A 25,196-nucleotide genomic window follows, 5' to 3' on the forward strand; every position below is an offset into this window, starting at 1 on the left:
GGCGAATTCAAGATGGAAGCGTAGTCATGCGCGGATAGTGCGAAAAATTGATGTTTTTCAACTGCATATTCGGATAGCTTTTCTATCTTTTCTTTCGAGCTCCCGCAAAATTGAAAGCTGCCCGATTATGCAGCCTACCATTTGAAAGATTGTAGCAATGCATACGATCGAGGGGATACCCCAGGCAAAGACACTAAATTCTGGAAAGATCTTCCTAAACGACAATCCTGCCAACATCGATATGACGAGTACAGCAGTCAGAATCGGCTCTGATTTTTTCGGGATGCCAGGAATATAAACAGACAACGGCAGTTTCAGGGAGCTGACGACACCCATCCAGTTGATAATCCCTCGATCTGATTTATAGTAATCACCCAGGAGTTTTTCCCCAACACTTTCCCACCTTACGCGAAAAATACACCTGCCTCGTTTAATGTTCAAATAGAAGAGGATAGTAGAAAACCAAATTGTTAATGTTTTTATTGAAACAGCGATTGACTCCATCCAAAATAATGGCAATACCAGGCATGACATCATCCACAGTACCCCGAATGTGGCAGAAATGTTAAATAGCAGCAAGTAGCATGCGCGATCCTTAATTTTCGTGAGAAGCACTGCCTGAAGAGTCAGCACTCCTATCACAATCGGAATACTGAAGTACAAAAATGATATCGCAGCGGCGTCGCTTGCCAACTTACTGGTAATAGCCCAGCCCCCAGCGGTCGCGCCAACAGATAAGAACGCTGACAGGAAAATATTGGACAAGGGTTTAATTGACATGTTATCTCGCGAGCTCAGCAACCGACTGTTTGATTTTGAAGGTCTCATCGATTGCATCTACGACATAGGCGGAGGCGACGTAACCGGCGACGACCACCAGCACAGCAGCAATCACGGGCGCAGCCGCAGCACCTGCGGCCACGCTCACAGCTGTCACCGCTGCTACGCCGGCTGCCGCCAACACACTGCCTATTGCAGCAGTCAAGCCAGCTTTTGCCATTGAAACGCCTGCACGGCCAAGGAATTCCGATAAGTCATTGCTGCCTTTCTCGTCGAAATAAACTGTATGCGCGTCAACAAACACGTCGATGATCGTCCCTATGACCTGTATTTTCATTCCACCTTTGAAGTTATCGGCTGCAGTGAGCATGATTCGACGCGCACCGCCATATCCTGCCTTTCCTGTTCGCCCAAAGCCTCCGTCGATAAATTTGCTTGCCTCCGAGCCAAGAGTGGCAGTCTTGTGAATCGCCTTCGATTTTTGCGCAAGGCCTGCCGATTCGGCAAATATGCGGGATAAGGGTTTACCCTTCAGCACAGCCTTATATTTTCCTTTCGCCTTTTTTTCAATGCGCACGGTCATTGACAGCTTGTCGAGCGATCTCCAATTCTCCTGGATATAACCGGCAGTTTCCTTAAATTCGTTACTGGTAACGAAGGTGTTTCCTGCAATGGCCGTTGCCGTTGCACTCAACGCACGGATGAGTAACGAGTCTCCATGCGACTTGTCCGGAACCGTGAAAATCTGGCTCGGCGAGCCTGCAACTGCACCGCTCTCGAGCTGCTTTAACACCTCTGGACGAATTTCATCCGGCTTTACGTCGACGACCGCTGCGTATTCCGTAATCTCCGGTGGCGAGTGAGAGTACAAATAGTCAAAACGACTGCGCCCTACATCGGTCAAGAGCGGCAGTTTAGGTTGCAGCAACGAGAAGATATCCAGTTGACTTCTGCTGGCTCCCAATGGGTCCGTCGTGGTGCAGGAGAAGCCGCTTTTCCCCTTACCCATGGCAATCAGAAGTGGTTCCGGCTTCTCCTTGGGATCGCCTCTGTATTTGACTGGATCGAGACCAGACACTTCATATCTACCGATGACATTCCCGTCAACGCTGAGGATGAGCGGTCCCTGGAAGTCTCGGCCAACCCAAAGGTGTAAGCGTTCTCCATCGAAGAACAGAACTTTCTTCAGCAACTTCTTTTCTCTCGGGCTGTAGAACTTCGACTTCGACTCGACCGTATAAATAGCATTACTCTTCAGATTGATATCGAAGAAGATATCGCGGTGCTTACGTAGGACGACTTTGACCTTATCGCCGGAACGCCAGCACTGCACACGTTCGCCCGGCAAGTCAATGCAGACATCCTGCGCAGTGCTATTCGATGCGGCCCCTGCTTCTTTTGCGCCCATGATTGCCTCACTTACGCCGCGGCTGATTCGCACCGAATGGTCCAAGCGGAGCATTCTTGATCACAGCTTTGCCGCTGCCGTCCAGTACAGCCTGCTTTTCTGCACCTGAGTTGAAGCGCAGTGTAATGGGCTCATCGGTAAGATTGTTGCCGTCTGCATCGGCATACTCAATCTCCAGATCGCGCTTTAGATTGAGCTCCGACACTTTCATGGCCAGCTCGGGACTGGACACGCTGACCGGCCCCGCCAGCTCCTTCTTGCTCGCCTTGAACTCCACCTCGCCCGGCGCATGCACCTCGATATTCCCGCCCTCCAGCTTGATATACGCCCCCTGCGCCGTCAGCAACACGTGCTTCTTTGGCGCCGAAACCGTTACCGATTTGGTGACGCTCGCCACCGTAACCTTCTTGTCCGCCGTCAGCGAAGTCGGCCCCGACTGGCTCTGACAACTGAACTTTCCGCTGGCCGCATGGAGCTTGATCCCCACCTCCTGGTTCGGCTTCTCCTTGTTGGTCGCTTTCCCATAGGTGAACAGGCTGATGCCGCTTGCCGCAAGCGTGGCCATGTTCCCCTGCGCCACCAGATTGATATCCTGCCCGGCCACGATGCTGCTGCTCGTTCCCGCCGACAGCAGCGCATCCGCCGGCGTGGTCACGACAATCCCTGCAGGACTCGACAGCTGCAGATGCGGCTCGCTGTACGCCTCCACGGGCTGCTGTCCACCCGAATCCGCGTTCAACACCTCGAGGCTATGCGCCATCTGCCTGATCGCCAGGAGCGCTTCCGGCGCCGCTTCATCCTCCAGTTTCGCGTTGTGCTTCTGCGCCAGCGCCGCCACTGAAACCTGCAATTGATGGCTCTCTTCGATCTGGCGCACTGCCTCGCGCGAGTCCAGCAGGGTGCCGCGGCCGCCGGTGCGCGCATCGGTCGACAGCAGCAGCCCCCGCCCGGCGCGCAGCGCGGCGCTGTTGGCCGTCTTCAGTTCCGCGCCGAAGCCGACCGTGTCCAGGCGCTCGTTGTCGCTCTGGTGCCGCAGGTGGCCCAGGTTCAGTTCCGCAGCGCCGTCGTGCTGCTTCGCGTGGTGCTGCAAGCCGATGCGCGGCTGGCCGGGTGCATCGTCGAATACCAGCTGGTTGTACGCGCCGCTGCCTGCCTGGCTGTCGCCCATGGCCTGCGACTTGAACCCGGACAGGACCGCTGCGTGTCCATGTCCGCCCGCTTCACCGGGGAACCACGGCGCCGCGTTGCCGGTCGCCGCGCCTGGTCCATACGCCACCTCGTTGTGCGCCCCGTCCTGCCGCCCGCGGCCGTTGTACAGGCTGCCGATCACCACCGGCCGGTCGATATCGCCCTCGAGGAAATCGACCAGCACTTCCTGGCCGATCCGCGGCAGCATGTTGCTGCCCCAGTTCGCGCCCGCCACCGGCGTCGCCACCCGCACCCAGGTTCCGGCCGTATCGTCGCCCGGTGCGCCGGTATGCCCTTCCGGCGATGGATGCTCGAGGCGGCCGTGGCTGGCAAGGCCGCGCTGCCAGTGGAACTGCACCTTGATGCGGTGGTCGCGGTCGGTGTGGATCACCGCACCGGGAGGGCCGACCACGATCGCGGTCTGCTGGCCCGGAACGGTCGGGCGCGGATGCAGGAGCTGGCCATGCCCATCCGGCGCACAGCTGCGGTAAGGGACGCTCGCCAGGATGGCGTCGATCCGGTTGCGGTACAGCGGCCGGTCGTCGCCGGGTAGCCGGGCTTTCAGCATGGGCTCTGCGGCGCCCGCCCGCGCCACCGCACCGTGCCCCAACAGCCTGGCAAGGCCGTCGCGCATGTCGGCGCTCAGGTTGTTGTGCATCAGGTGCATCGCCCGCACGATGACGAAAGTACGTCCGTCGTCGTGGTCGGCACGGTCGAACTGCGCATGCCCGTGGAGGGTGAAGCTTGTGCCGGGCCCGAAAGTACGCACGGTCCCGGCCCCGATGTGGATGCGCCGCGCCGCTTCGATCGCTTCGATCTGGTTTTTCGCGATGCGCTCGCCCTGCTCGCGGTCTGCCCAGGCATAGAGTCCCGGCGCGTCGCGGCTGCACGACAGCGTGTCGCCCGCGTCGGCGCCGGCAGCGCACACCTGCCGCGGGCGCGCGCTGCGGTAGTCCCAGCTGCCCATCTCGATCGCATTGGTCGACTGGCGCACTTCGGTGCGCCAGCGGTCGATGCTGTCCGCCTTCATGACCGCACCGGGCCGGGTGAACGCCACCGAGGACTGCACGTTCGGCGTGAATGCCCCGTTATGGTCGGCGATGACCATCGTATGGCTGCCGAGCGAGGCGCTGTCCGGGTCGCCGCGGTGTTCGAAGTAGTAGAACAGGCCCTCCTCGTGCATCAGCCGCTCGACGAAGGCCAGGTCGCTTTCCTGGTACTGCGTGGTGAGGCTGCGCTTGGGATAGCGTTCCCGGTCGGCCAGCTCGAAGCGCCAGGCGGGCGCGATCCTGCCCCGTCCTCCATAGCTGCCGAAGACCACGTCCAGGATGTCGAACACGCTCATGTCCTGGAATATCCGGCTGTCCCGGCCCAGCGAGAGAAACTGGGTCCAGGGTTCGATGGTGAGCACGTAGCGCGCGAAGCCGCCGTTCGCGCCGCTCATCTCGGCGGCGGTGACGTAGCCGTGGAAGGGACGCAGGGCGTCCCTGCTCTCGGCCGTCAGGAGCTGCACCAGCGCTGGCTGCCCGAGCAGCGCCCTCAGGGACACATGGGTATCCGTCGACAGCGCATCGATGCGGAAACAGTAGCCCCTGCTGATGGCCTCTTCGCCGTGGACGCATTCCGCCAGCAGGTCCTGGCCCAATGGGGTGGTGAGCCGGATCAGGCGCGTGTCCTGGGTGAAGCGGGCAAGTAGCGTATGCAGGCTGTCGTGTGCTGGCATTGGATCTCCCTTTGTGCATGGCACAGTGATTCCAGCGATTACACGTCCAGACCGCTTTGTTACTGTTGAGAAGGATCAGGCTTGACCTACGGCAGTGGACTTGCCGCTAAGCTTTCGGAAAAATCTGACGCGGGCAATAAAAAAAGCGCTGCCGTGTTGCCACGGTCAGCGCTTTTCGAGGGAGGAGCGCGCTTGACGCTTACGCGTGCAGGTCGCGCCCGCCGAACGCGTTCGGCAGCTGTTCCGCCGCCGTGGTCTCGAACACATCGCCCTTCAGGTTGGTCAGCACCACCGGCAGCGCATTGCCGCCCAGTTCCAGGATCACCTGGCGGCAGGCGCCGCAGGGCGCGATCGGGCCGTCGGTCTGGCCGATCACGGCCAGGGCCGTGAAGTCGCCCGGCTTGTAGCCGCTCGCGATGGCGCTGAAGAAGGCGGTGCGCTCGGCGCAGTTGCACAGGCCGTAGGAGGCGTTCTCCACGTTACAGCCGCGGAAGATGCGGCCGTCCTTGCATTCCAGGGCGGCGCCGACCTGGAACTTCGAGTAAGGCGTGTAGGCCAGTTCGCGCGCGGCGCGGGCTTCATCGATCAGTTTTGCGTATTTCATGTCCGGGTCTTTATTCAGGACGGATGGTGCGGTAGATCATCGGCTCGGCCGCGGCCTTGTCGGCGCCGATCCGATAGGCGGCCTGCACCTGGCGCACCGCCTGCTCGGCAGCGTCCTGGCTGCGGGCGTGGACCATGGCCAGCGGCTGTCCGACTGCGATTGCATCGCCCAGTTCCACCAGATTGGTCAGGCCGACGGCGAAGTCGATCGTGTCCTGCGGACGCACGCGGCCGCCGCCCAGGGCCACCACCGCCAGGCCCAGGCCGCGGGTGTCGACCGAGGTGGCAAAGCCTGCCTGCAGGGACGGCACCGGCACGATGACCGGGGCGGCTTCCAGGTGGGCGTCCGGCTTGTCCATCAGGTCGGCCGGGCCGCCCAGCGCGGTGACCATGCGCGCGAAGCGTTCCGCCGCTTCGCCGGAGTCCAGCGCCGCCTGCAGCTTGGCGCGCGCCTCGCCTTCGTTCTCAGCGATGCCCGAGATGACCAGCATCTCGGCGCACAGCGCCATCGTCACTTCGTGCAGGCGTGCCGGGCGCGACTTGCCGGTCAGGTAGTCGATGGCGACGCGCACTTCGACCGCGTTGCCGGCCGCGTGGCACAGCGACTCGTTCATGCCGGTGAGGATGGCCGAGGTGCGGGTGCCGGCGCCGTTGCCGACGTGGACGATGCTCTCGGCCAGCTCCACCGACTTGTCATAGCTCGGCATGAAGGCGCCGCTGCCGACCTTCACGTCCATCACCAGGGCGTCGAGGCCGGCGGCCAGCTTCTTGGACAGGATCGAGCCGGTGATCATGGCCACCGATTCCACGGTCGCCGTGGTGTCGCGGATGCTGTAGAAACGCTTGTCGGCCGGCGCCAGCTGGGCGGTCTGGCCGATGATGGCCACGCCCACGTCCTTGACGACCTCGCGGAATTTTTCCGGGCTGGGGACGGTGCTGTAGCCGGGGATCGAATCGAACTTGTCCAGGGTGCCGCCGGTGTGGCCCAGGCCGCGGCCCGAGATCATCGGCACGAAGCCGCCGCAGGCCGCGATCATGGGCCCCAGCATCAGCGAGACCACGTCGCCGACGCCGCCGGTCGAGTGCTTGTCGACCACCGGGCCCGGCAGATCGAGCGATTTCCAATCCAGGACCTGGCCGGAATCGCGCATCGCCAGCGTGAAGGCGACGCGTTCGTCCATGGTCATGTCGTTGAAGTAGACAGCCATCGCCAGCGCGGCGATCTGCCCTTCGGTGGTGCTGCCGTCCGGGATGCCGCGTACAAAAAACTGGATCTCTTCGGCGCTCAAGGTGCCGCCGTCACGCTTCTTGCGGACGATTTCTTGGGGGAGGAACATATCAATCCTTTTCTATAACGTAGGGTGGGCGGGTCTCCCGCCCACGCGTTCAAGCAGCCCATGAACAGCCACGGAGCGGGCCGAAACACGTGATTTGAACGCGTGGGCGGCAAAGCCGCCCACCCTACCAATGCGCCATTGCAGACGCCAACAATACTTAGACGCCGTACGGAATCCAGACGTTCTTGACTTGGGAAGCATGCTGCAGCACGGTGCGGCCGCAAGCCTGCTTCGCATCGAACCAGTCGCGGCCCTTGGCGCCGCCGACCCAGGTGCGCTTGAGCGAATCGCTCGATAAGCGCTCCACTTCCGCGCAGCCTTCCGCCGAACCGTCGTGGCGCCACACGGCGTCCACGTCCGCGTGCGAGGCCAGGGTGCGCGCCAGTTCGGATGCCGAACCAGTGACGATGTTCAGCGCGCCGCCCGGCAGGTCCGAGGTGTCCAGCACCTGGTACAGGTCGGTGGCCGACAGTGGCGCCGTTTCCGACGGCACTGCCACCACGCGGTTGCCCAGGGCCAGCGCCGGCGCCACCAGCGAGATGAAGCCCAGCAGCGGGTTCTCGTTCGGGCAGATGATGCCGATCACGCCGACCGGCTCGTTCAGCGCCACGGTGATGCCGTGCATCGGCGGCTGGTGGGCCGCGCCGTCGTACTTGTCGCACCAGGCGGCCCAGTAGAACAGGCGCTCGATCGAGGCCTGCACTTCGCGCGCGGCATCCTTGGCGCCGGTCTGCGCGGCGATGCGCTGGGCGAATTCGTCGGCGCGGATCGCCAGGTTCTCGGCGATGTAGTACAGCACCTGGGCGCGGTTGTGCGCGGTGGCTTTCGACCAGCCGGACGCCTTGTGCGCCGCTTCCACGGCGTTGCGGATGTCCTTGCGGTTGCCTTCGCCGACGTCGGCCAGGAAGGCGCCGTTCGCGCCCAGGATCGCGCGGCTGTAGGCGCCGTCCGGGCGCGCCTGCTTGCCGCCGATGTAGAGCTTGGCAGTGCGGTCGACGGCGAACGGGCTGCCTTCGTCCGAGGCCTTCACGCGGCCTTTTTCAGGGACGACAGGCGCCGCCGGGCGTGCGTCTTCCGCTAGAGGCGTCAGGTACTCGTACATGCCTTCCTTGCCGCCTTCGCGGCCGAAGCCCGATTCCTTGTAGCCGCCGAAGCCGCAGGCCGCGTCGAACTGGTTGGCGGTGTTGATCCACACCACGCCGGCCTTGATCTGGGGCGCCACGTCCAGCGCCAGCGAGATCGATTCCGACCACACGCAGGCGGCCAGGCCGTAGACGGTATTGTTCGCCAGCTGCACCGCTTCGCTCGGCGTGCGGAAGCTCATCGCCACCAGCACCGGGCCGAAGATCTCGGCTTGCGCCACGGCGGCCGAGGTCGAGGCGCCCGTGATCAGGGTCGGCAGGTACCAGGAGCCGGCGCTAGGAGCTTCGCAACTCGGCTGCCACACTTCGCAACCCTCGGTGCGCGCCGATTCCACCAGCGCGTGGATACGCTGCTGCTGGATCGGGTCGACCAGCGCGCCGATGTCGTTCGATTTATCCAGCGGCGAGCCGACGCGCAGGTTCTGCATGCGGGCCTTGACCTTGGCGATGAAGCGGTCATAGACCGATTCCTGCACCAGCAGGCGCGAACCGGCGCAGCAGACTTGCCCCTGGTTGAACCAGATCGAGTCGACCAGGCCTTCGACCGCCGCATCCAGGTCGGCGTCGTCGAACACGATGAAGGGCGACTTGCCGCCCAGTTCCAGCGACAGCTTCTTGCCGGTGCCGGCGGTGGCCTTCCTGATGATGCGGCCGACTTCGGTCGAGCCGGTGAAAGCCAGCTTGTCGATGCCCGGGTGATTCACGATGGCTTCGCCCACGGCGCCGTCGCCGGTGAGGATGTTGACCACGCCGGCCGGCACGCCCGCCTGCTGGCAGATCTCCGCAAACAGCAAGGCGCTCAAGGGAGTGAACTCGGCCGGCTTGAACACGACCGTGTTACCGGCGGCCAGGGCCGGGGCGATCTTCCATGCCAGCATGAGCAGCGGGAAGTTCCACGGCACGATCTGGCCGACCACGCCCACGGCGCGGTAGTCGGCGAATTCTTCCGACTGCAGGGCGGCCCAGCCGGCGTGGTGGTAGAAGTGGCGTGCGGCCAGCGGCAGGTCGGCATCGCGGGTTTCGCGGATGGTCTTGCCGTTGTCCAGGGTCTCGAGCACCGCGAACAGGCGCGAGTGCTTCTGCAGCAGGCGCGCCAGCGAATACATGACACGCGCGCGGCCCTGGCCGCCCATGGCCACCCAGCCCGGCTGGGCGCGGCGCGCGGCCTGCACGGCGCGTTCCACGTCGTCGCTGGTCGCTTGCGTCACTTGCGCCAGTTCGCTGGCGTCGGCCGGGTTGCTGGTGGCGAAGGTGGTGGCAGCTTCGGTCCACGCGCCGTCGATGAACAGGCCAAAACGGCGTCCATGCTGGTCCAGCCACGCATTTGCTTCCTTGGTGCTTTCTGGTGCGGGGCCGTAATCCATAGTCTGAAGAATCTCTTTAATAGTTGGCATGACGAATCCGATGCTGTTTTATGGTTGCGCGTGGCGATGGGCGGCCGAGTAGTTGCCGGTCACGTAGTGTTCGAGCTGGCGTTCGATGTCGGTCATCAGGCTCGACGCGCCGATGCGGAACAGGTGCGGCTGCAGCCAGTCGTTGCCGAGTTCTTCCTTCATCACGGTCAGGTACTGCAGCGCGGCCTTGGCGGTGCTCACGCCACCGGCCGGCTTGTAGCCGACCTGGAAGCCGGTCTGCTCGTAGTAGTCGCGGATCGCGCGGGTCATCACCAGCGACACCGGAATGGTGGCGTTGACGCCTTCCTTGCCGGTCGAGGTCTTGATGAAGTCGGCGCCGGCCATCATGCAGACCATCGAGGCCTTGGCCACGTTGTCCAGGGTGACGATGTCGCCGGTGGCCAGGATCGCCTTCACGTGCGCGTCGCCGCAGGCCTGGCGGTAGGCGAGCATTTCGTCGTACAGGGCTTGCCAGTTGCCGGTCAGGACGTGCTGGCGGGTGATCACGATGTCGATCTCGGTCGCGCCGGCGGCCACCGACAGCTCGATCTCGCGCAGCTTGGTCTCCAGGCTCGACAGGCCGGCCGGGAAGGCGGTCGACACCGCGGCGATCGGCAGGCGGCCCTGCAGGATCTTCACGGCCGGCTGGATCATCTCGTGGTACACGCAGACGGCGCCGGTAGTCAGCGATTCCAGGCCCAGGGCCTGCATCAAATCGGCGCGCAGCGGGCGCATCGCCTTCATGCACAGGCGCTCGACGCGGCCCGGGGTGTCGTCGCCGCCCAGGGTGGTCAGGTCCATGCACTCGATCGCGCGCACCAGCCAGGCAGCCTGGTATTCCTTCTTGACGGTACGGCGGTTCGCCAGGCTGGCGGCGCGGCGGTCGGCCGCGTTGCGGTTCACCTTGACGTGCTTGACCAGGCCGAGGTCGAGGCCGACGGCGGTGTTACGTTTGAAATCCAGGGGCTGGGTCATAGCAGTGCGGTTCCGTTCGAAAGTGGTTTGACGCCAAGGTGCTTGGCAAGGGTTGCGCCGATATCCGAGAAGGTATTCGCGATCGGCAGTTCCTGGGCGGCGACGCCCGGGCCGAAGAAGATCATCGGGATGTGCTCGCGGGTGTGGTCCGAGCCCGGCGCGGTCGGGTCGCAGCCGTGGTCGGCGGTGATGACGACCAGGTCGCCGTCCTTGAGCCTGGCCATGAACTCGGGCAGGCGCGCGTCCAGTTCGTGCAGCGCGTTCGCATAGCCGGCGACGTCGCGGCGGTGGCCGAAGTGCATGTCGAAGTCGACGAAGTTCACGAAGGTGAGCGACTTGCCCGGCGCGGTGTCCGCCACTTCGACCAGGCGGTCGAACAGGGCCATGTTGTCGGCGCCCTTGATCAGCTGGGTCACGCCTTGCGCGGCAAAGATGTCGCTGATCTTGCCGAGGGCGATGACTTCGCCGCCGGCGTTCTTGACGTGGTCCAGCAGCGTTGGCGCGGTGGGCGGCACGGCGTAGTCGTGGCGGTTGCTGGTGCGCTTGTACTTGCCGTTCGCGCCCAGGAAGGGACGCGCGATCACGCGGCCGATGTTGTAGGGCTTGACCAGTTCATACGCGGCTTCGCAGACTCCGTACAGGCGCTCCAGGCCGAAGTGCTCTTCGTGCGCGGCAATCTGCAGCACCGAGTCGGCCGAGGTGTACAGGATCGGACGGCCGGTCGCGACGTGCTCGTCGCCCAGCTCGTCGATGATGGTGGTGCCGGACGCGTGGCAGTTGCCCAGCCAGCCCGGCACGCCCGTGAGCTCCTGCAGCTTGTCGGTGAGCTCTTGAGGGAAGGACGGCACGGTCTTCGGGAAGTAGCCCCAGTCGAACAGCACCGGCACGCCGGCGATCTCCCAGTGGCCGCTCTGCGTGTCCTTGCCGGTCGACTGTTCGCGCGCGGCGCCCCAGGCGCCGGTAAACCCGTCGCGCTGCTGGAAACCGGCGGCCCATTCGCCGCTGGCCTTGTGCGCGGCCGCGGCCAGGCCGAGGCGCTCCAGGTTCGGCAGCGACATCGGCTTGCCCTCTTTCGCGGCCCAGGCTGCGATGTGGCCGAAGGTATTGGCGCCGGCGTCGCCGTACTTGTCGGCGTCGGGCAAGGCGCCCAGGCCGAAGGAGTCAAGCAGGAGGATGAATGCGCGTGACATGGTATCGCTCGCTAAAGAAAAATTACGCAGTCGCGCGCGGGGTCGAACCGAGGCGCTCGATGAAGGAATGGATCAGGGTGACCAGGTCCTTGGCCGCGATCGCGGCGTACTTCAGGGTCTGCTCGTGCGACAGCGGGAACGGGGTCAATCCCTCGGCCAGGTTGGTAATCGCCGAGATGCCGGCGACCTTCAGGCCGCAGTGGCGCGCCGAGATCACTTCCGGCACCACCGACATGCCGACCACGTCGGCGCCCAGCGTCTTGAAGGCGCGGATTTCGGCGGCGGTCTCGAAGTTCGGGCCCGGGCAGGCCAGGTACACGCCTTCGTGCAGGGTGATGGCCTTGCTTGCTGCGGTTTCCTTGATCAGGGCGCGCAGCTCGGCGTCGTAGGCATTGGCCATGCTGAAGAAGCGCGGGCCGAAGCGCTCGTCGTTGGGGCCGGCCATCGGGCTGCCCGGCAGCAGGTTGATGTGGTCGTTCAGGACCACCACGCTGCCCGCATCCACTTCGGGACGCAGCGAGCCGGCGGCATTGGTCACCAGCAGCATCTCGCAGCCGATCAGCTTGAAGGTGCGCACGGCCGAGGTCATGACGTTGGCGCCATAGCCTTCGTAGAAGTGGCCGCGGCCCTTCATGCACACCACCGGCACGCCGGCCAGGGTGCCGAGCACCAGTTCGCCCGCGTGGCCGTGCACGGTGCTGATCGGGAAGCCCGGCAGGTCGGCATAGCTGATCGAGACCGCATCCGTCATCTGTTCGGCCAGCACGCCCAGGCCCGAACCCAGGATCAGTGCGGCGCGCGGCTGGAAACCGGGTTTGCGGGCCTGGATGACTTCTGCTGCTTCAAATGGGGTATTGCTGAACATGGTTGTCCTTGTATGCGGGATCGGGAGATGGTGTGAGGAGGCTGCTACGAACTGCTACAAGACAATGAGCAAGAGACACATATCAGCCGGAATATTATAACTATGCATGAGGGGCGATATGTATGGCAAATACCATTTTTCTTGTCGATTTATTGGTTTAAAAAATAAATTAGGCGGTGTATTGTTGACCTGCAAATTCGGCAACACCGAAGAATGCTTTGACAGCCATCAAACATTTGTCTAGTATTGATGGACATTTGTTTAGACCGACGCCTAGCCTACCGCCACCACCGTGACCGACCTGCCTAAAAAAGAACAGTTGTACGAGCTGATCCGCGCGAATCCCTTCATCTCGCAGCAGGACCTCGCCACCCAGTTGGGGCTGTCCCGCTCGGCCGTGGCCAATTACATCGCCACGCTGGTGCGCGAACGCCGCATCCTGGGCCGCGCCTATGTGCTGCCGGACCAGCGCCCGGTCGTCTGCATCGGCGCGTCCAACCTGGACCGCAAGCTGCGCAGCATCGACCGGCTGGTGCTCGGCACCTCGAACCCGGCCTCGCAGGACGAATCCTTCGGCGGCGTGGCCCGCAACATCGCCGAGAACCTGGCGCGCCTGGGGACACCGACGGCCCTGATCACGGCGGTCGGCAACGACGCTTCGGGCGGCGCCCTGCTCGCCCATGCCGAGGAAACCGGCATCGACACCCGTGGCGCGCTGCGCCTGGATGGCGCCAGCAGCGGCACCTACACCGCGGTGCTGGGCCACGACGGCGACATGGTGGTGGCGCTGGCCGACATGGCGCTCAACGACCGCTTGAGCCCCGCCTTTCTCGCCACCCGCCAGCAGCAGCGCGCCGGCGCCGCGCTGGTGGTGGCCGACCTGAACCTGCCGATCGAATCGGTTGCCGCCCTGCTCGACGACGCCGCCCGCGACGGCGTGCCGCTGGTGCTGGTGGCGGCGTCGGAACCGAAGATGGCGCGCCTGCCGCACAGCCTGCGCGGCCTGCGCCTGCTGATCCTGAACGAGGGCGAGCTGGCGGCCCGTGTCGGCCGCACGCTCGACAGCGACGCCGCCATCGGCGCCGCCTGCCTCGAACTGCAGCGCCAGGGCGCGCAGGACCTGATCGTCACGCGCGGTGCGCGCGGCGTCATGCATACCTCGCCCGCCGGCATGATGCACCTGGAAGCGCCGCGGGTCGAGGTGGTCGACGTCACCGGCGCGGGCGACGCCTTCGCAGCCGCGGTCTGCTGGTCGCTGCACAAGGACGGCGACGACGCCGCCGACCTCGGGCTGGCCTGCCGCCGCGGCCTGCAGCTCTCCGCCATGACCATCGGGTGCGCGCAGACCGTCTGCCCGACGCTCGACGCAGGCCACCTGGAATCCCTCATCAACGCATCTGAACTGGACTGACCATGCAATCCTTCCTGCTGTTCTCGCCCGAAGTGGCGGCCGCGCGCGCCGCCGGCAAACCCGTCGTCGCACTCGAATCGACCATCATTTCGCACGGCATGCCCTACCCCCAGAACGTGCGGACCGCGCGCGAGGTGGAGCAGATCATCCGCGACGCCGGCGCCGTGCCGGCCACCATCGCCATCATCGACGGCAATATCTGCGTCGGCCTGTCCGAGCAGCAGCTGGAACTGCTGGGCGCCTCTCCCGATGCGATGAAAGTCAGCCGCCGCGACCTGCCCTACGTGCTCTCTACCGGCAAACTGGGCGCCACCACCGTGGCCGCCACCATGATCTGCGCCCAACTGGCCGGCATCGAGGTGTTCGTCACCGGCGGCATCGGCGGCGTGCACCGCGGCGCCGAGACCAGCTTCGACATCTCGGCCGACCTGCAGGAACTCGCCCACACCAGCGTGGCGGTGGTGTGCGCCGGCGTGAAGTCGATCCTCGACATCGGCCTGACCCTGGAATACCTGGAAACGCAAGGCGTGCCGGTGGTGAGCGTTGGCCAGCCCGGCTTCCCGGCCTTCTTCACCCGCGAGAGCGGCTTCCAGGCCGATTTCCAGCTGGATACGCCGCAGGAGCAGGCTGCCTTCATCCGCACCAAGTGGCAGCTGGGCATGGCGGGCGGCGTGGTGGTGAGCAATCCGGTGCCGGGCGAATCGGCGATGCCGGCCGACGAGATCGACGCCATCATCGCGCAGGCGCTGGGTGAAGCGGAGCAGCAAGGCGTGAAGGGCAAGGCGGTGACGCCCTTCCTGCTGGCCCGCATCAAGGAGCTGACCCAGGGCCGCAGCCTGGCCACCAACATCGCGCTGGTCAAGCACAACGCCCTGGTGGGCGCGCGCCTGGCCGTGGCCTTGAACGCCAACGCCAACCCGGCCGCCTGAGCCAGGACCAGCGCACCATGTCGATCGACCTGAAACAGCTGCGCTACTTCCTGGCGGTGGCGGAAGAGAAGAGCTTCTCGCGCGCGGCCGAACGCCTGCACATCTCGCAGCCGCCGCTGAGCCAGCAGATCATGAAGCTGGAGAGCGAACTGGGGGTGCGCCTGTTCACGCGCACCACGCGCAGCTTCGAGCTGACCGTGGCCGGCAAGGCGCTGATGACGGAGGCGGCCGAGCTGCTGGCCAAGATGCGCATGACGATCGACACCATCCGCCAGATCGACCGCGGCGAAGTGGGCCGCCTGCGCGTGGGCATCGTCGGTTCGGCGATGTGGGGGCCGATCCCGGCCCTGCTCGAACGCTTTCAGAGTCAATATCCACGCGTGACCTGGACCATCCATGAGCTCGGGCCGAACGACCAGTGGGAAGCGCTGCGCGCCCGCCAGATCGACGTCGGTTTCTGGCGCGAGCCGCGCATCGAGCCGGACGTGCTGAAGCAGGCCGGCCTGCGCCAGGACCTGTGCTTCCGCGAGAACGTGTGCGTGGCGATCAACGAAAAGCATCCGCTGGCCCGCCAGGAAGCCATCGAACTGATCGACATCGCGCACGAGCCGATGCTGACCCTGCACCTGGACCAGTCGGCCGAGCCGCGCTACCTGATCCAGTGCTGCGTGAATGCCGGCTTCCAGCCGACCATCTTCCAGGAAGCGGCCGAGCCCCAGACCCTGCTGGCGATGGTGGGCGCCGGCCTGGGCGTGGCGCTGCTGCCCCAGACCACCAGCCGCATCGGCTGGCCGGGCGTGCGTTTCCTGCCGATCCGGACCAATCCGCCGTCGGCCAACCTGTACATCACGTATCCGGTGGAGGGCGATGCGCCGGTGGTGCGGGCTTTCCTCAACATCCTGTTCCCGGAACAGAAGGAAGCGGACGAAGCGAAGGAAGCGACGGCCGGGGCCCCCGGGCCGCTTACTGGCGCTTGATTTCCACGGCCACGGTGCTGAGCGACGCCATCTGGTGGCGCCGCTCGACCGGCCGGGTCAGCACGCGCATCGTGATCTCGAGCGGCACGCCCATCTTTGCCAGCTCGGTGGCGGCATGCGGACGGCCTTCGCTGGCCGCTTCGTGGATCGCGGAGTCGATGAGCAATGCGGTCTTGTAGTCAGTTCTTCGGTCCATTGATTCATCCTAACATCCTCCAAGCTCGCACTCCAAGGCAATCGCCCTTTGACAAAACCGATGACGACGGCCGCCTCCATTAATTTTGTTTCAAGAGCAAGGTTTTCTTTATTCTGCGTTACTTCGCGCACCGTTCTCGACAGCGCCTTGGTGCAAACTCTTGTCAAAAGATGAATAACTTAAACCTCTTCACAAGGAGCACACCATGAAAACCACCGCCACCATTTCCGCCCTGATGCTCGCCGTCGCCGTGATGGCCACCGGCTGCAAGAAAGCCGACGACAACCCGAACATGGGTCCGGCACAGGAAGCCGGCGCGGCCGTCGACAACGCCGCCGCCAACGCTGCCCAGGAAACCCGTGAAGCCGCGCAGCGCGTCGAGAACGCCACCGAGAATGCGGCCGAGCGTGTCGACGCCGCCGCCGACCGCGCCGGCCAGAACATCGAGCACGCCGCCGACAAGGCCGGCGAAAACATGCGCGAAGCCGGCGCCGAGATCAAGCAGGAATCGAAGGAAGCCGCCGCCAACGTCCGTGAAGCCTCGGACAAGGTGGGCGACAAGACCGGCGCCGCCCTGGAGCGCGCAGGCGAGAAGCTGCAGGAAAAGCGTTAATTCCTGAAGCGTCGATCATCGGGGCGCCCGCCCCGATGCATGGCGTACGTGGGCAGGCGGCTCAGTGGGTCGCGCCGCCGACGTTCGCCACGTCGCGTTCCACGTTCACGGCCGTCTCGACCGCCGTCATGATGCCCCGGATGATGTCGTCCAGCGGCATCGAGGGCGGGCTGTCGGACCGCGCCTCGGCCTGCTCCGGCAGGAAGGGCACGTGGATGAAACCGGCCTTCACCGCCTTGCCGGCGGTGTGATGCATCAGGCCGTAGAACACATGGTTGCACACGAAGGTGCCGGCGGTCTGCGACACCCCCGCCTGCACTCCCTTCTCACGCATCGCCGCCACCATGGCCTTGATCGGCAGCGTGCTGAAATACGCCGCCGGCCCGTCCTCGCAGATCCTGCGGTCCACCGGCTGCTGGCCGGCGTTGTCCAGGATCGAGGCGTCGTCCACATTGATCGCCACCCGCTCCACCGAGATCTCGGCGCGCCCGCCGGCCTGGCCGACGGCGATCACGATGTCCGGCCGCAGTTCGTCCACCATCGCAGCCAGCGCCGCGTTGGCCTGGCCGAACACGCAGGGCAGCTGGCGCACCTCGACCCGGAAGGCCGCGCCGCCCCACCCTTCCAGCGCGCGCACCGCTTCCCACGCGGGGTTGATGTTCGCCTTGTTGAACGGCTCGAAGCCGGTAAGCAGGACAGTGTTCATCGTTGGTTCATCAGGAAATACAGCAGGAAGATGTTCGCCACCAGCAGCGGCAGCGCGGTCGGGATCTGCGCCCGGATCACGGCATTCTTGTCGGGCAGGTCGAGCAGCGCGGCCGGCACGATGTTGAAGTTGGCCGCCATCGGCGTCATCAATGTACCGCAATAGGCGCTGAACATGCCGATCGCCGCCATCACGGCCGGGTTGGCGCCGTAGACCCCGACCAGCACCGGAATGCCGACACCGCCCGCCATGACCGGGAAAGCGGCGAAGCCGTTCCCCATCACGATGGTGAACAGCGCCATGCCGATGCAGAACACGCTGACGGCCAGGAAGCGCGAATCCATGTCGATGTACGAGGTCGTCACGTGCGCCACCGCCTTGCCCACGCCGGCCTCGGTAAACAGCAGGCCGAGCACGGCCAGCATGTGCGGCAGCACCACGGCCCAGCTCATCGCGTCGACCAGCCGGCGCGCCTCGCGCACCCCCTGCAGCGGCGTGGAACGGGTCAGCCAGCAGGCCGCGCCCAGCGCCACCAGCGCCGCCACGCCCAGGCTGGCCAGGGTCAGGTGCCTGGGGTCGAGCAGCGGCAGCCCGCCGACCTGCACGTCCTTGAACACGGTGGCGCCGAGCATCGTCACCAGCGGCAGCAGCAGCGCCGGGATGAACAGGCGGTTGCCGAGGCGCGCGCTGCTGGCGCGGCGTTGCTCCTCCGGCAGCACGGCCGGCTTGCCGGCAGCGACGCCCTTGAAGCCGGCCACCAGCGCCATCAGGATCATCAGGGCGCCTACCATGCTTGGGGGCAGGCGTTCGCCGGCCAGGTAGAGCAAGGCGTACAGGCCCCAGAACAGCGCCGTGGTGAAACGGCGCGGATTGCTGCGGTCGCGCAGGTTCATCACGGCCACGGCCACGAACAGCAGGCCGACCAGCACGTAGAAATGCTCGAGCGTGATCATGCCTTCACCGCCCCCATTTCGCGCACGATGCGCGCATCGAGCCGGTGCAGGTTCCAGGCATGGATGACGAAGGCGGTGATCGCGGTCGGGATGCCCCACAGCGCCATGTGCAGCGGGTTCACCGCGATGCCCTCGGCGTTCAGGATGGTCTGCATCAGCACGATGGCGCCGAAGGCGACGAAGATGTCTTCGCCGAAGAACAGGCCGACGTTGTCGGTGGCGGCGGCCATCGCGCGGATGCGGTGGCGCAGGGGTTCGGGCAGGCTGCCGTAGCGGGTCTCGGCCGCGGCTTCGGCCATCGGCGCCACCAGCGGCCGCACCATGTTCGGATGGCCGCCCAGGCTGGTCAGGCCAGCGGCGGCCGAGGTCTCGCGCGCGAACAGGTAGACGATCAGGAGGCGCCCGGCGGTGGCCGAACGCACCCTGGCGATCGCGGCCTGGGCGCGTTCGCGCAGGCCGGCGCGCTCCAGCAGGCCGATCGCGGCCAACGGCAGCAGCAGGATCAGCGGCAGGTTGCGGGTCTTGACGAAAGCGGCGCCGAGCGAGGCAAGGATGCCTTCCGGCGGCATCGCGGCGGCCAGGCCGGTGACGCCGCAGGCGGCCACCACCACCAGCACGGGATGCGCGCGCAGCAGGAACCCGGCGACGACGACTGCGACGCCGAGCAGCGGCCATAGATTGACGGCAGATTGCATGAACCCTCCGGCTCAGTTGGAAGCCGGGGAATCTTACCTGAAGTTCAGTGCATATTTGCCATTAGCAAATTACCCAGGGTGAACGGGGTTGAAAGCATCCTCGCCCACCACGGTATTCCACTGGCGCACGTGGAAGGCGCGTACCAGGCCGTGGGTCACGTACGGGTCGCGGGCGGCGAACATCTGCACCGGCTCGGCGCTGTCGCAGCTGAACATCAGCACGGCGCGGTCGGACGGCTCCATCAGCGCACCGGCCATCACCAGCTCGCCGCGCCGCTGCGCTTCCCAGGCCAGCTTCAGGTGTTCGTCGCGGAATTCGGCGCGCCGGTCCAGGTAGTCGGGGGCGAGGTCATACATGAGCAGGTAGTGCACGGGAACTCCTGGTGTGGAAAAGCGTTGACGAAACCCATGGTACCCGATGCCGGCGCCCCCTGCCCTGCCGTCATGCCCATGACCAGGGAACAGGCTATGCGGCGCTCATAAACTGACGGGAAAATTAGTTTATTCAGTGCAACATCCAATCCGGTTCGGCATAATCGCGCCCTGTTATCTTGCCAAAATACCTCGCTATGACACGACGACTGGCAGCCTTGCTGGGCACTTTCACGATCCTGGTCCTGGCAGGCTGCCACGATCCGTCCGACACACCTCCTCCGCCGGCCGCCGCCAGCGCCCTGCCGCAGGGCGGCGTCCAGCTGGATATTCCGCTGACGGCCGAAGCGGCCCGGGCCGCCCAGGCTTCCGACTCGGGCGCGCAGAGGAAGCAGTCGGCCCTGGTCGTGGGGGGACAGGAACTGGCGGTCGACACGAGCAACCGGGAAGCGGTGCGCCTGTTCTACAACCGCCTGTACCTGGAGCCGGCGGTGCCGATGGACTGGACCGGCAGCCATGCCACCGGGACCGCCGGCACCACCAGCGCTGCCTTCCAGGCATCGACCCTGCAGCGGCTGAACTGGTTCCGCGCGATGGCCGGCCTGTCGGCAGCGGTCAGCTTCTCGCCTGCGTATAACGCGAAGGCCCAGGAAGCCGCGCTCATGATGAGTGCGAACGGCCAGTTGTCGCATACGCCGCCGGACTCCTGGAAGTTCTACACGGCGGCCGGCGCGGAAGCGGCGGGATCGTCGAACCTGGCCCTCGGCTCGATCGGGCCGGACGCGATCACCGCCTATATTTCGGATTACGGCGACAACAATACCGCCGTCGGTCACCGCCGCTGGCTGTTCTATCCGCAGACCAGGACCTTCGGCACGGGCGACGTGCCGGCGCCCGACGGCGCAGGCGGCAGCGGGCGCGTGTGGGGCGCGAACGCGCTCTGGGTCTTCGACGGCAATTACGGCAAGCCCCGCCCGCGCGTACGCGACGACTTCGTCGCCTGGCCGTCCAAGGGTTTCGTTCCCTACCAGGTGGTGTTCTCGCGCTGGTCGCTGTCGTATCCCGATGCGGACTTTTCGCAAGCCAGGGTCAGCGTGACGCGCGACGGCGTGCCGGTCGCGGTGCAGCTCGAGCCGCTCCAGAACAGCGCGGGCGAGAACACCATCGTCTGGCAGCTGGCCGGGGCGGCCCCGAACAGCCGGCATGGCCGGCCGGAGGCCGACATCACCTACCGCGTCAGCGTGTCGAACGTCTTGCTCGCTTCGCAGCCCAGGAGCTTTGCCTACGACGTCGTCGTGTTCGACCCGGCGATGGCGGCGTCCGGCGCGCTGCGCCCCATCGCACATGCGCCGGCCAGCGTGCAGGCGGGCCAGGCCTACCGGGTGCAGGTCGGCGCGGTGCCGGGAGCCACCGGCTACAGCCTGCGCACCTACCTGCGCAAGCCGCTCCAGGGCGCGAATCCGGCGCCTTTCGACACCGCAGGCTGGACGCTGACGGGCGGGCTGAGGGAATCCCTGTCGGCGCCCGGCATCCTGAACTTCTACCGGAATTCGGACAACTACGGCGACCAAGCGGCCGTCCTGAACCGCAAACTGTCGGTCGCGCCGGCCGGAGGCAGCGTCACGCTGACCCGTACGATCCGGCTCTCCTCTCCCAAGCAGCGCTTCCAGGTCCAGGTGTCGGCCGACGACGGCGCGAGCTGGAACGATGCCTATGCGGAGCCCGGCCGCGTATCGCGGCAGGACGAAACGGCGCAGATCAGGGTGCCGCTCGACCGCTTTGCCGGCAGCACGCTGCGCTTGCGCCTGCTGTCCAGCCAGTCGGGCGAGTACTACAGCGGCCAGGGAACGGGCTGGAGTGTCAGCGCCATCGCGTTCGACGGGGTGGGCGAACTGGTCGACGAGCGCGAAGCCCTCAGCGCCGACGGCAGTTTTACCTTCACGCTCGCGCAGCCGGGCAGCTACCTCCACTTTGCCCGCGCCCAGCTGCAGGGACTGTACTACAGCGACGACGGCGCGCCGGCCGAGACCGTGGTCGACGGCGCCATCCTGCGCGGTCCGCGCTCGGCCTATACGGTCACGCGCCGCGACGGGCTGCTCACGGTGATCGACAATGCCGGCGTGGACGGCACCCAGGTCGTGCGCTTCCCGTTCCGCCTCGACTTCACCGACATCACCCTGGCCTTCGATGTCGACGGCAATGCCGGCAAGAGCTACCGCCTGTACCGGGCCGCCTTCAATCGCCAGCCCGATGCCGGCGGCCTCGGGTTCTGGATCATGGCGATGGACGGCGGGCTCGGCATCGAGTCGATGGCGCGCGAGTTTGCCCGTTCGGCCGAATTTGCCGGCCTGTATGGCGCGGCGCCGACGCCCGACGCCATCATCGCGGCGCTCTACCGGAACGTGCTGCATCGCTTGCCGGATGCCGCCGGCGCCGCCTACTGGCGCCAGCAGATGGACGGCGGCCTGCGGGCCGAGCAGATCCTGGTCGAGTTCAGCGAAAGCGCCGAAAACAAGGGGCAGGTGGCCGCGGAAATCGAATTCGGCATCGGCTTCGCGCGGCACTGACCGATGCGGATGCGGCGCCGCGCGTTCCCAACCGTGCGTGTTCCTGTGCGCCGCTATGTCACACTGGCCGGCAGAACAACCAACGCCAGGAGCAAGCCATGAACAAGATCACCATTGCCGGCCAACCTCTGCACTCGATCCTGGGCGCGGCGCCGGCTGTCCTCATTCCCTTCGGTTTCATCCTCGACGCCATGCACAGCGCCACCGGCGACGACGACTATGCCAAGGCCTCCTACCTGAGCATGGGCGCCGGCATCGTCGGCGGGCTGGCGGCCGGCGCGGCAGGCGTGGCCGACTACGTGGCCGACAAGCCGCAGGGAGAAGCCCGGCGCGAAGGCCAGCTGCATGCCGCCCTCACCGGCGCCGCCCTGCTGGTGGGCGCCGCCAACCTGGTGCTGCGCCGCCAGGGCAGCCACGCACGCGGCGGCTCGCTGGCGCTCACCGCCTTGTCCGCCGCCGGCGTGCTGGCCTCGGAATACCTGGGCCGGCGCATGGCGGACGGCTCGGGATCGGGCGAACATGCCGAAATCGGCATGCACGCCGACCAGGAAGACATACGCATCGACCACAAGGCGCCCGACGTCGAACAGTACGTCGCCGCCGGTCCTTCGCCGCTGCACGCGCCGGAGTGAAGCATGGGGCCGCAACGCCCCTTCCCTTGCTGTTGTAATAACCCAACTGTTCCACTACGCATCCATCGCACTTGCAACTGAGCGAAGTGCCGCACAGAACAAACTTGTGCGGCAGGCGTAGACTGGCACCATGGACACCTCAAAGAAAATGGCCGCAGGGATCACGGGATTTGCCAGCTTTTTATGGCTGACCCTGACTGCGGCCGTGGCCGCCAACCAGCGCCGCCTGGTGTTCAATCCCTGCATTACCCCGGAAGTCGAAAGCCCGCGCAGCACCGGGCACCGCACCCGCCCGATCGTCCTGCGCGCCAAGGACGGCACCCGCCTGTGCGGCTGGCTGCTCACCCCGCTCGTGCCCGGCCCGCGGCCCGCGGTGATGTACTTCGGCGGCCGCTCCGAAGAAGTGTCCTGGGTGGCGCGCGATGCCGGCAAGCTGTTCCCGGGCATGACCGTGCTGGCCATGAACTACCGCGGCTACGGCCAGTCGCACGGGGCCCCGGCGGAAATCCACATGATCGAAGACGGCTGCACCCTGTTCGACTGGCTGGCCGCCCTCGGCCAGGTCGACGCCGCCCGCATCGCCGTGGTCGGCCGCAGCCTGGGCTCGGGCGTCGCGGTGCAGGTGGCCAAGGAACGCCCGGTGCACTCGGTGGTCCTGATCACGCCCTACGACTCGATCCTGGCCATCGCCAAGCGGCGCTTCCGCGTGATGCCGATCGAGTACATGCTGCGCCACCGCTTCGAGTCGATCAAGTACGCGCCCTCGCTCAAGGCGCCCACCTATATCCTGCGCGCGCATGAGGACGACGTGGTGCCGCACTCGCACACCGACCAGCTGGTGCAGAAACTGGCCAGGCTGGTGGGCGACGACACCGTGCCCGGCTCGGACCACATGAACATCCCCTACCTCGAAGCGACCCAGGCGCTGATCGCCAGCTTCCTGACGCGCCAGTTCGCCAAGCCGGCCGCCGCGCCGCAACTTCCCGTCGCCGACAGCGCGGCGCCGGTGCAGGCCGAAGTGGGCAAGGAAGTCGGCCCCAAACCCGACAGCACCCCAGCGCTGGCCCTCCCTGCCGTTCTTCCTCCGACCCTCGCTGCCGACGCCACGATGGGCGCCATAGCAAAATAATTGCTGAATATTGTCAGCAGTTATATTTCCTTGGAATAAATTGCCAAGTAAAATCGTATTTGTCATCAATATGTCGCTTGATGCATATTTGACAGGCTGAGCTGCGTACATCCAGGTTTTCCTTATTGCGCGGCATCGCGGTGGTGTTTCGGCTCCGGGCTGGTCGTCAATATGTTGTGGTTGTTGCAGATGAGCTACATGCAACGAAGCACTGTCGAGCGAAACACTATCCAGATACAAATCGTCACCACTTGCCGGGGCTGCGGCTGACACAATGCGCTTCGCATCGTCCGCCTCGACGGCGCCGTTGGCGATGCAGCTTGCGCAGCCCGTTCCTCGCTCACTGTTGGGCCGGGTACAATATCGAAATTCCCAGGAGCCTCATTCATGAAACTCAAGCAACTCACCATGACCATCGCCGCGCTGTGCGTCGCGGGCAGCGCCGCTGCGGCCGCACCTAGCGCTCCGAAGCTGGGCATGGTCTACGATGCGGGCGGCAAGTTCGACAAATCGTTCAACCAGTCGGCCTTCGAGGGCCTGCAGCGCTTCAGCAAGGAAACCGGCATCAAGGTCCTCGAAGTGCAGGCCAACAGCGATACCCAGGCCGAGCAGGTGATGCGCGGCCTCGCGCGCAAGAAGGTCGACCTGATCGCGGCGATCGGCTTCTCGCAGACCCAGGCGGTGCAAAAGGTCGCCAAGGAATTCCCGAACGTGCGCTTCGTGCTGATCGACAGCATCGCGCAGGGTAACAACATCAACTCGGTGATGTTCAAGGAGCAGGAAGGCTCCTACCTGGTCGGCGTCGCCGCCGCCATGGCCTCCAAGTCGAAGAAGCTGGGCTTCGTCGGCGGCATGGACATCCCGCTGATCCGCGCCTTCGCCTGCGGCTACAGCCAGGGCGCCAAGGCGCAGTACCCGAAAATCGAGATCATGCAGAACATGGTCGGCACCACCGCCGCGGCCTGGAACGATCCGGCCAAGGGCGGCGAGCTGGCACGCGCGCAGTTCGACCGCGGCGCCGACGTGGTGTTCGCCGTTGCCGGCGGCAGCGGCATGGGCGCACTGCAGATGGCCAAGGCCAAGGGCAAGCTGGCGATCGGCGTCGACTCCAACCAGAACTACCTGCACCCGGGCTCGATGCTGACCTCGATGGTCAAGCGCGTGGACGTCGCCGTCTACGACTCCTTCATGGCCATGAAGAACGGCACCTGGAAGCCGGGCGTCACCTACAAGGGCCTGAAGGAAGGCGGCGTGGACTGGGTCCTGGACAAGGACAACCGCGCGGTCGTCTCGCCGGAGATGGAAAAGCGCGTGAACGCCGTGCGCACCGACATCATCAACGGCAAGATCAAGGTCATCGACTACCGTGCCGCAGGCAGCTGCCCGGTCTGATTCATCCTCCCCATGAGAA

Annotated in this window: 22 protein-coding genes; 8 read left to right on the forward strand and 14 right to left on the reverse strand. The window is 65.3% G+C overall.

Features of this window, described 5'->3' with window-relative positions:
- Positions 1 to 57: 57 nt before the first annotated feature.
- From AB3347_RS11790 to xapA, 9 genes are all read right to left on the reverse strand, one after another.
- Entirely contained in the window at positions 58 to 780 is a 723-nt protein-coding gene (locus AB3347_RS11790; RefSeq protein WP_369091994.1) for a hypothetical protein, read from the reverse strand.
- Between the two features lies 1 nt (position 781).
- Complete coding sequence (locus tag AB3347_RS11795) at positions 782 to 2,188, reverse strand: hypothetical protein (RefSeq protein ID WP_369091995.1); 1,407 nt, start codon at positions 2,186 to 2,188, stop codon at positions 782 to 784.
- 7 nt (positions 2,189 to 2,195) lie between these two features.
- Entirely contained in the window at positions 2,196 to 5,099 is a 2,904-nt protein-coding gene (locus AB3347_RS11800; protein WP_369091996.1) for a type VI secretion system Vgr family protein, read from the reverse strand.
- 199 nt (positions 5,100 to 5,298) lie between these two features.
- The gene (locus AB3347_RS11805; RefSeq protein ID WP_369091997.1) at positions 5,299 to 5,703 is read right to left on the reverse strand and encodes a cytidine deaminase; all 405 of its coding nucleotides are present in this window, start codon (positions 5,701 to 5,703) and stop codon (positions 5,299 to 5,301) included.
- A gap of 10 nt (positions 5,704 to 5,713) precedes the next feature.
- The gene (gene deoA / locus AB3347_RS11810; protein WP_369091998.1) at positions 5,714 to 7,039 is read right to left on the reverse strand and encodes a thymidine phosphorylase; all 1,326 of its coding nucleotides are present in this window, start codon (positions 7,037 to 7,039) and stop codon (positions 5,714 to 5,716) included.
- Positions 7,040 to 7,196: 157 nt separating this feature from the next.
- Positions 7,197 to 9,575, reverse strand: a complete 2,379-nt coding sequence (locus AB3347_RS11815; protein WP_369091999.1) for an aldehyde dehydrogenase family protein — start codon at positions 9,573 to 9,575, stop codon at positions 7,197 to 7,199.
- A gap of 18 nt (positions 9,576 to 9,593) precedes the next feature.
- Positions 9,594 to 10,550, reverse strand: coding sequence for a deoxyribose-phosphate aldolase (gene deoC, locus AB3347_RS11820; protein WP_369092000.1), 957 nt, complete (start codon positions 10,548 to 10,550; stop codon positions 9,594 to 9,596).
- A complete protein-coding gene (locus AB3347_RS11825) occupies positions 10,547 to 11,740 on the reverse strand; it encodes a phosphopentomutase (RefSeq protein ID WP_369092001.1) in 1,194 nt (397 codons plus the stop codon). The genes deoC and AB3347_RS11825 overlap by 4 nt, the downstream gene beginning before the upstream one ends.
- A 22-nt stretch (positions 11,741 to 11,762) precedes the next feature.
- Positions 11,763 to 12,605 carry a xanthosine phosphorylase gene (gene xapA, locus AB3347_RS11830; RefSeq protein WP_369092002.1) on the reverse strand — a complete coding sequence of 281 codons (843 nt, stop codon included), beginning with the start codon at positions 12,603 to 12,605 and terminating at the stop codon, positions 11,763 to 11,765.
- A gap of 292 nt (positions 12,606 to 12,897) precedes the next feature.
- Here xapA and AB3347_RS11835 point away from each other — a divergent pair, with 292 nt between their 5' ends.
- The 3 genes from AB3347_RS11835 to AB3347_RS11845 are packed head-to-tail and all read left to right on the forward strand — an operon-like array spanning position 12,898 to position 15,922.
- Positions 12,898 to 14,016 carry a carbohydrate kinase gene (locus AB3347_RS11835; RefSeq protein WP_369092003.1) on the forward strand — a complete coding sequence of 373 codons (1,119 nt, stop codon included), beginning with the start codon at positions 12,898 to 12,900 and terminating at the stop codon, positions 14,014 to 14,016.
- 2 nt (positions 14,017 to 14,018) lie between these two features.
- The gene (locus AB3347_RS11840) at positions 14,019 to 14,945 is read left to right on the forward strand and encodes a pseudouridine-5'-phosphate glycosidase (RefSeq protein ID WP_369092004.1); all 927 of its coding nucleotides are present in this window, start codon (positions 14,019 to 14,021) and stop codon (positions 14,943 to 14,945) included.
- A 17-nt stretch (positions 14,946 to 14,962) separates the two neighbouring features.
- The gene (locus AB3347_RS11845) at positions 14,963 to 15,922 is read left to right on the forward strand and encodes a LysR family transcriptional regulator (RefSeq protein WP_369092005.1); all 960 of its coding nucleotides are present in this window, start codon (positions 14,963 to 14,965) and stop codon (positions 15,920 to 15,922) included.
- Here AB3347_RS11845 and AB3347_RS11850 read toward each other — a convergent pair.
- Positions 15,909 to 16,118, reverse strand: coding sequence for a hypothetical protein (locus AB3347_RS11850; protein ID WP_369092006.1), 210 nt, complete (start codon positions 16,116 to 16,118; stop codon positions 15,909 to 15,911). The genes AB3347_RS11845 and AB3347_RS11850 overlap by 14 nt on opposite strands.
- A 205-nt stretch (positions 16,119 to 16,323) precedes the next feature.
- Here AB3347_RS11850 and AB3347_RS11855 point away from each other — a divergent pair, with 205 nt between their 5' ends.
- The gene (locus tag AB3347_RS11855; protein ID WP_369092007.1) at positions 16,324 to 16,731 is read left to right on the forward strand and encodes a hypothetical protein; all 408 of its coding nucleotides are present in this window, start codon (positions 16,324 to 16,326) and stop codon (positions 16,729 to 16,731) included.
- A 61-nt stretch (positions 16,732 to 16,792) separates the two neighbouring features.
- On the opposite strand, the gene pcp is transcribed toward AB3347_RS11855, so the two are convergent.
- The 4 genes from pcp to AB3347_RS11875 form a co-directional block, all read right to left on the reverse strand.
- Positions 16,793 to 17,437: a pyroglutamyl-peptidase I gene (pcp, locus tag AB3347_RS11860; protein WP_369092008.1), complete on the reverse strand. Its 645-nt coding sequence runs from the start codon at positions 17,435 to 17,437 to the stop codon at positions 16,793 to 16,795.
- Positions 17,434 to 18,390: a DUF979 domain-containing protein gene (locus tag AB3347_RS11865; RefSeq protein WP_369092009.1), complete on the reverse strand. Its 957-nt coding sequence runs from the start codon at positions 18,388 to 18,390 to the stop codon at positions 17,434 to 17,436. Before AB3347_RS11865 ends, pcp begins: the two co-directional genes overlap by 4 nt.
- Positions 18,387 to 19,085 carry a DUF969 domain-containing protein gene (locus AB3347_RS11870; RefSeq protein WP_369092010.1) on the reverse strand — a complete coding sequence of 233 codons (699 nt, stop codon included), beginning with the start codon at positions 19,083 to 19,085 and terminating at the stop codon, positions 18,387 to 18,389. The genes AB3347_RS11865 and AB3347_RS11870 overlap by 4 nt, the downstream gene beginning before the upstream one ends.
- Before the next feature lie 69 nt (positions 19,086 to 19,154).
- Positions 19,155 to 19,457, reverse strand: coding sequence for a YciI-like protein (locus AB3347_RS11875; RefSeq protein ID WP_369092011.1), 303 nt, complete (start codon positions 19,455 to 19,457; stop codon positions 19,155 to 19,157).
- Positions 19,458 to 19,654: 197 nt separating this feature from the next.
- Between AB3347_RS11875 and AB3347_RS11880 the strand changes: the two genes are divergently transcribed.
- The 4 genes from AB3347_RS11880 (at position 19,655) to AB3347_RS11895 (ending at position 25,177) form a co-directional block, all read left to right on the forward strand.
- Positions 19,655 to 22,024, forward strand: coding sequence for a DUF4214 domain-containing protein (locus AB3347_RS11880; RefSeq protein WP_369092012.1), 2,370 nt, complete (start codon positions 19,655 to 19,657; stop codon positions 22,022 to 22,024).
- A gap of 98 nt (positions 22,025 to 22,122) precedes the next feature.
- The gene (locus AB3347_RS11885; RefSeq protein WP_369092013.1) at positions 22,123 to 22,656 is read left to right on the forward strand and encodes a DUF2231 domain-containing protein; all 534 of its coding nucleotides are present in this window, start codon (positions 22,123 to 22,125) and stop codon (positions 22,654 to 22,656) included.
- 130 nt (positions 22,657 to 22,786) lie between these two features.
- Positions 22,787 to 23,785 carry an alpha/beta hydrolase gene (locus AB3347_RS11890; protein ID WP_369092014.1) on the forward strand — a complete coding sequence of 333 codons (999 nt, stop codon included), beginning with the start codon at positions 22,787 to 22,789 and terminating at the stop codon, positions 23,783 to 23,785.
- Positions 23,786 to 24,172: 387 nt separating this feature from the next.
- The gene (locus AB3347_RS11895) at positions 24,173 to 25,177 is read left to right on the forward strand and encodes a BMP family protein (RefSeq protein WP_369092015.1); all 1,005 of its coding nucleotides are present in this window, start codon (positions 24,173 to 24,175) and stop codon (positions 25,175 to 25,177) included.
- Positions 25,178 to 25,196 lie beyond the last annotated feature (19 nt).

Origin of the sequence: Massilia sp. X63, assembly GCF_041023745.1 — a bacterium.
Classification (GTDB): domain Bacteria; phylum Pseudomonadota; class Gammaproteobacteria; order Burkholderiales; family Burkholderiaceae_D; genus Telluria.

What these genes read in the sequence shown, in the direction of transcription:
- AB3347_RS11825 (WP_369092001.1), bottom strand. Translation starts at nt 11,740, where the DNA reads ATGTCACGCGCATTCATCCTCCTGCTTGACTCCTTCGGCCTGGGCGCC.
- AB3347_RS11845 (WP_369092005.1), top strand. Translation starts at nt 14,963, where the DNA reads ATGTCGATCGACCTGAAACAGCTGCGCTACTTCCTGGCGGTGGCGGAA.
- AB3347_RS11840 (WP_369092004.1), top strand. Translation starts at nt 14,019, where the DNA reads ATGCAATCCTTCCTGCTGTTCTCGCCCGAAGTGGCGGCCGCGCGCGCC.
- AB3347_RS11870 (WP_369092010.1), bottom strand. Translation starts at nt 19,085, where the DNA reads ATGCAATCTGCCGTCAATCTATGGCCGCTGCTCGGCGTCGCAGTCGTC.
- AB3347_RS11805 (WP_369091997.1), bottom strand. Translation starts at nt 5,703, where the DNA reads ATGAAATACGCAAAACTGATCGATGAAGCCCGCGCCGCGCGCGAACTG.
- AB3347_RS11865 (WP_369092009.1), bottom strand. Translation starts at nt 18,390, where the DNA reads ATGATCACGCTCGAGCATTTCTACGTGCTGGTCGGCCTGCTGTTCGTG.
- AB3347_RS11895 (WP_369092015.1), top strand. Translation starts at nt 24,173, where the DNA reads ATGAAACTCAAGCAACTCACCATGACCATCGCCGCGCTGTGCGTCGCG.
- deoC (WP_369092000.1), bottom strand. Translation starts at nt 10,550, where the DNA reads ATGACCCAGCCCCTGGATTTCAAACGTAACACCGCCGTCGGCCTCGAC.
- AB3347_RS11880 (WP_369092012.1), top strand. Translation starts at nt 19,655, where the DNA reads ATGACACGACGACTGGCAGCCTTGCTGGGCACTTTCACGATCCTGGTC.
- AB3347_RS11815 (WP_369091999.1), bottom strand. Translation starts at nt 9,575, where the DNA reads ATGCCAACTATTAAAGAGATTCTTCAGACTATGGATTACGGCCCCGCA.
- pcp (WP_369092008.1), bottom strand. Translation starts at nt 17,437, where the DNA reads ATGAACACTGTCCTGCTTACCGGCTTCGAGCCGTTCAACAAGGCGAAC.
- AB3347_RS11885 (WP_369092013.1), top strand. Translation starts at nt 22,123, where the DNA reads ATGAACAAGATCACCATTGCCGGCCAACCTCTGCACTCGATCCTGGGC.
- AB3347_RS11855 (WP_369092007.1), top strand. Translation starts at nt 16,324, where the DNA reads ATGAAAACCACCGCCACCATTTCCGCCCTGATGCTCGCCGTCGCCGTG.
- AB3347_RS11890 (WP_369092014.1), top strand. Translation starts at nt 22,787, where the DNA reads ATGGACACCTCAAAGAAAATGGCCGCAGGGATCACGGGATTTGCCAGC.
- AB3347_RS11795 (WP_369091995.1), bottom strand. Translation starts at nt 2,188, where the DNA reads ATGGGCGCAAAAGAAGCAGGGGCCGCATCGAATAGCACTGCGCAGGAT.
- AB3347_RS11790 (WP_369091994.1), bottom strand. Translation starts at nt 780, where the DNA reads ATGTCAATTAAACCCTTGTCCAATATTTTCCTGTCAGCGTTCTTATCT.
- AB3347_RS11850 (WP_369092006.1), bottom strand. Translation starts at nt 16,118, where the DNA reads ATGGACCGAAGAACTGACTACAAGACCGCATTGCTCATCGACTCCGCG.
- AB3347_RS11800 (WP_369091996.1), bottom strand. Translation starts at nt 5,099, where the DNA reads ATGCCAGCACACGACAGCCTGCATACGCTACTTGCCCGCTTCACCCAG.
- deoA (WP_369091998.1), bottom strand. Translation starts at nt 7,039, where the DNA reads ATGTTCCTCCCCCAAGAAATCGTCCGCAAGAAGCGTGACGGCGGCACC.
- xapA (WP_369092002.1), bottom strand. Translation starts at nt 12,605, where the DNA reads ATGTTCAGCAATACCCCATTTGAAGCAGCAGAAGTCATCCAGGCCCGC.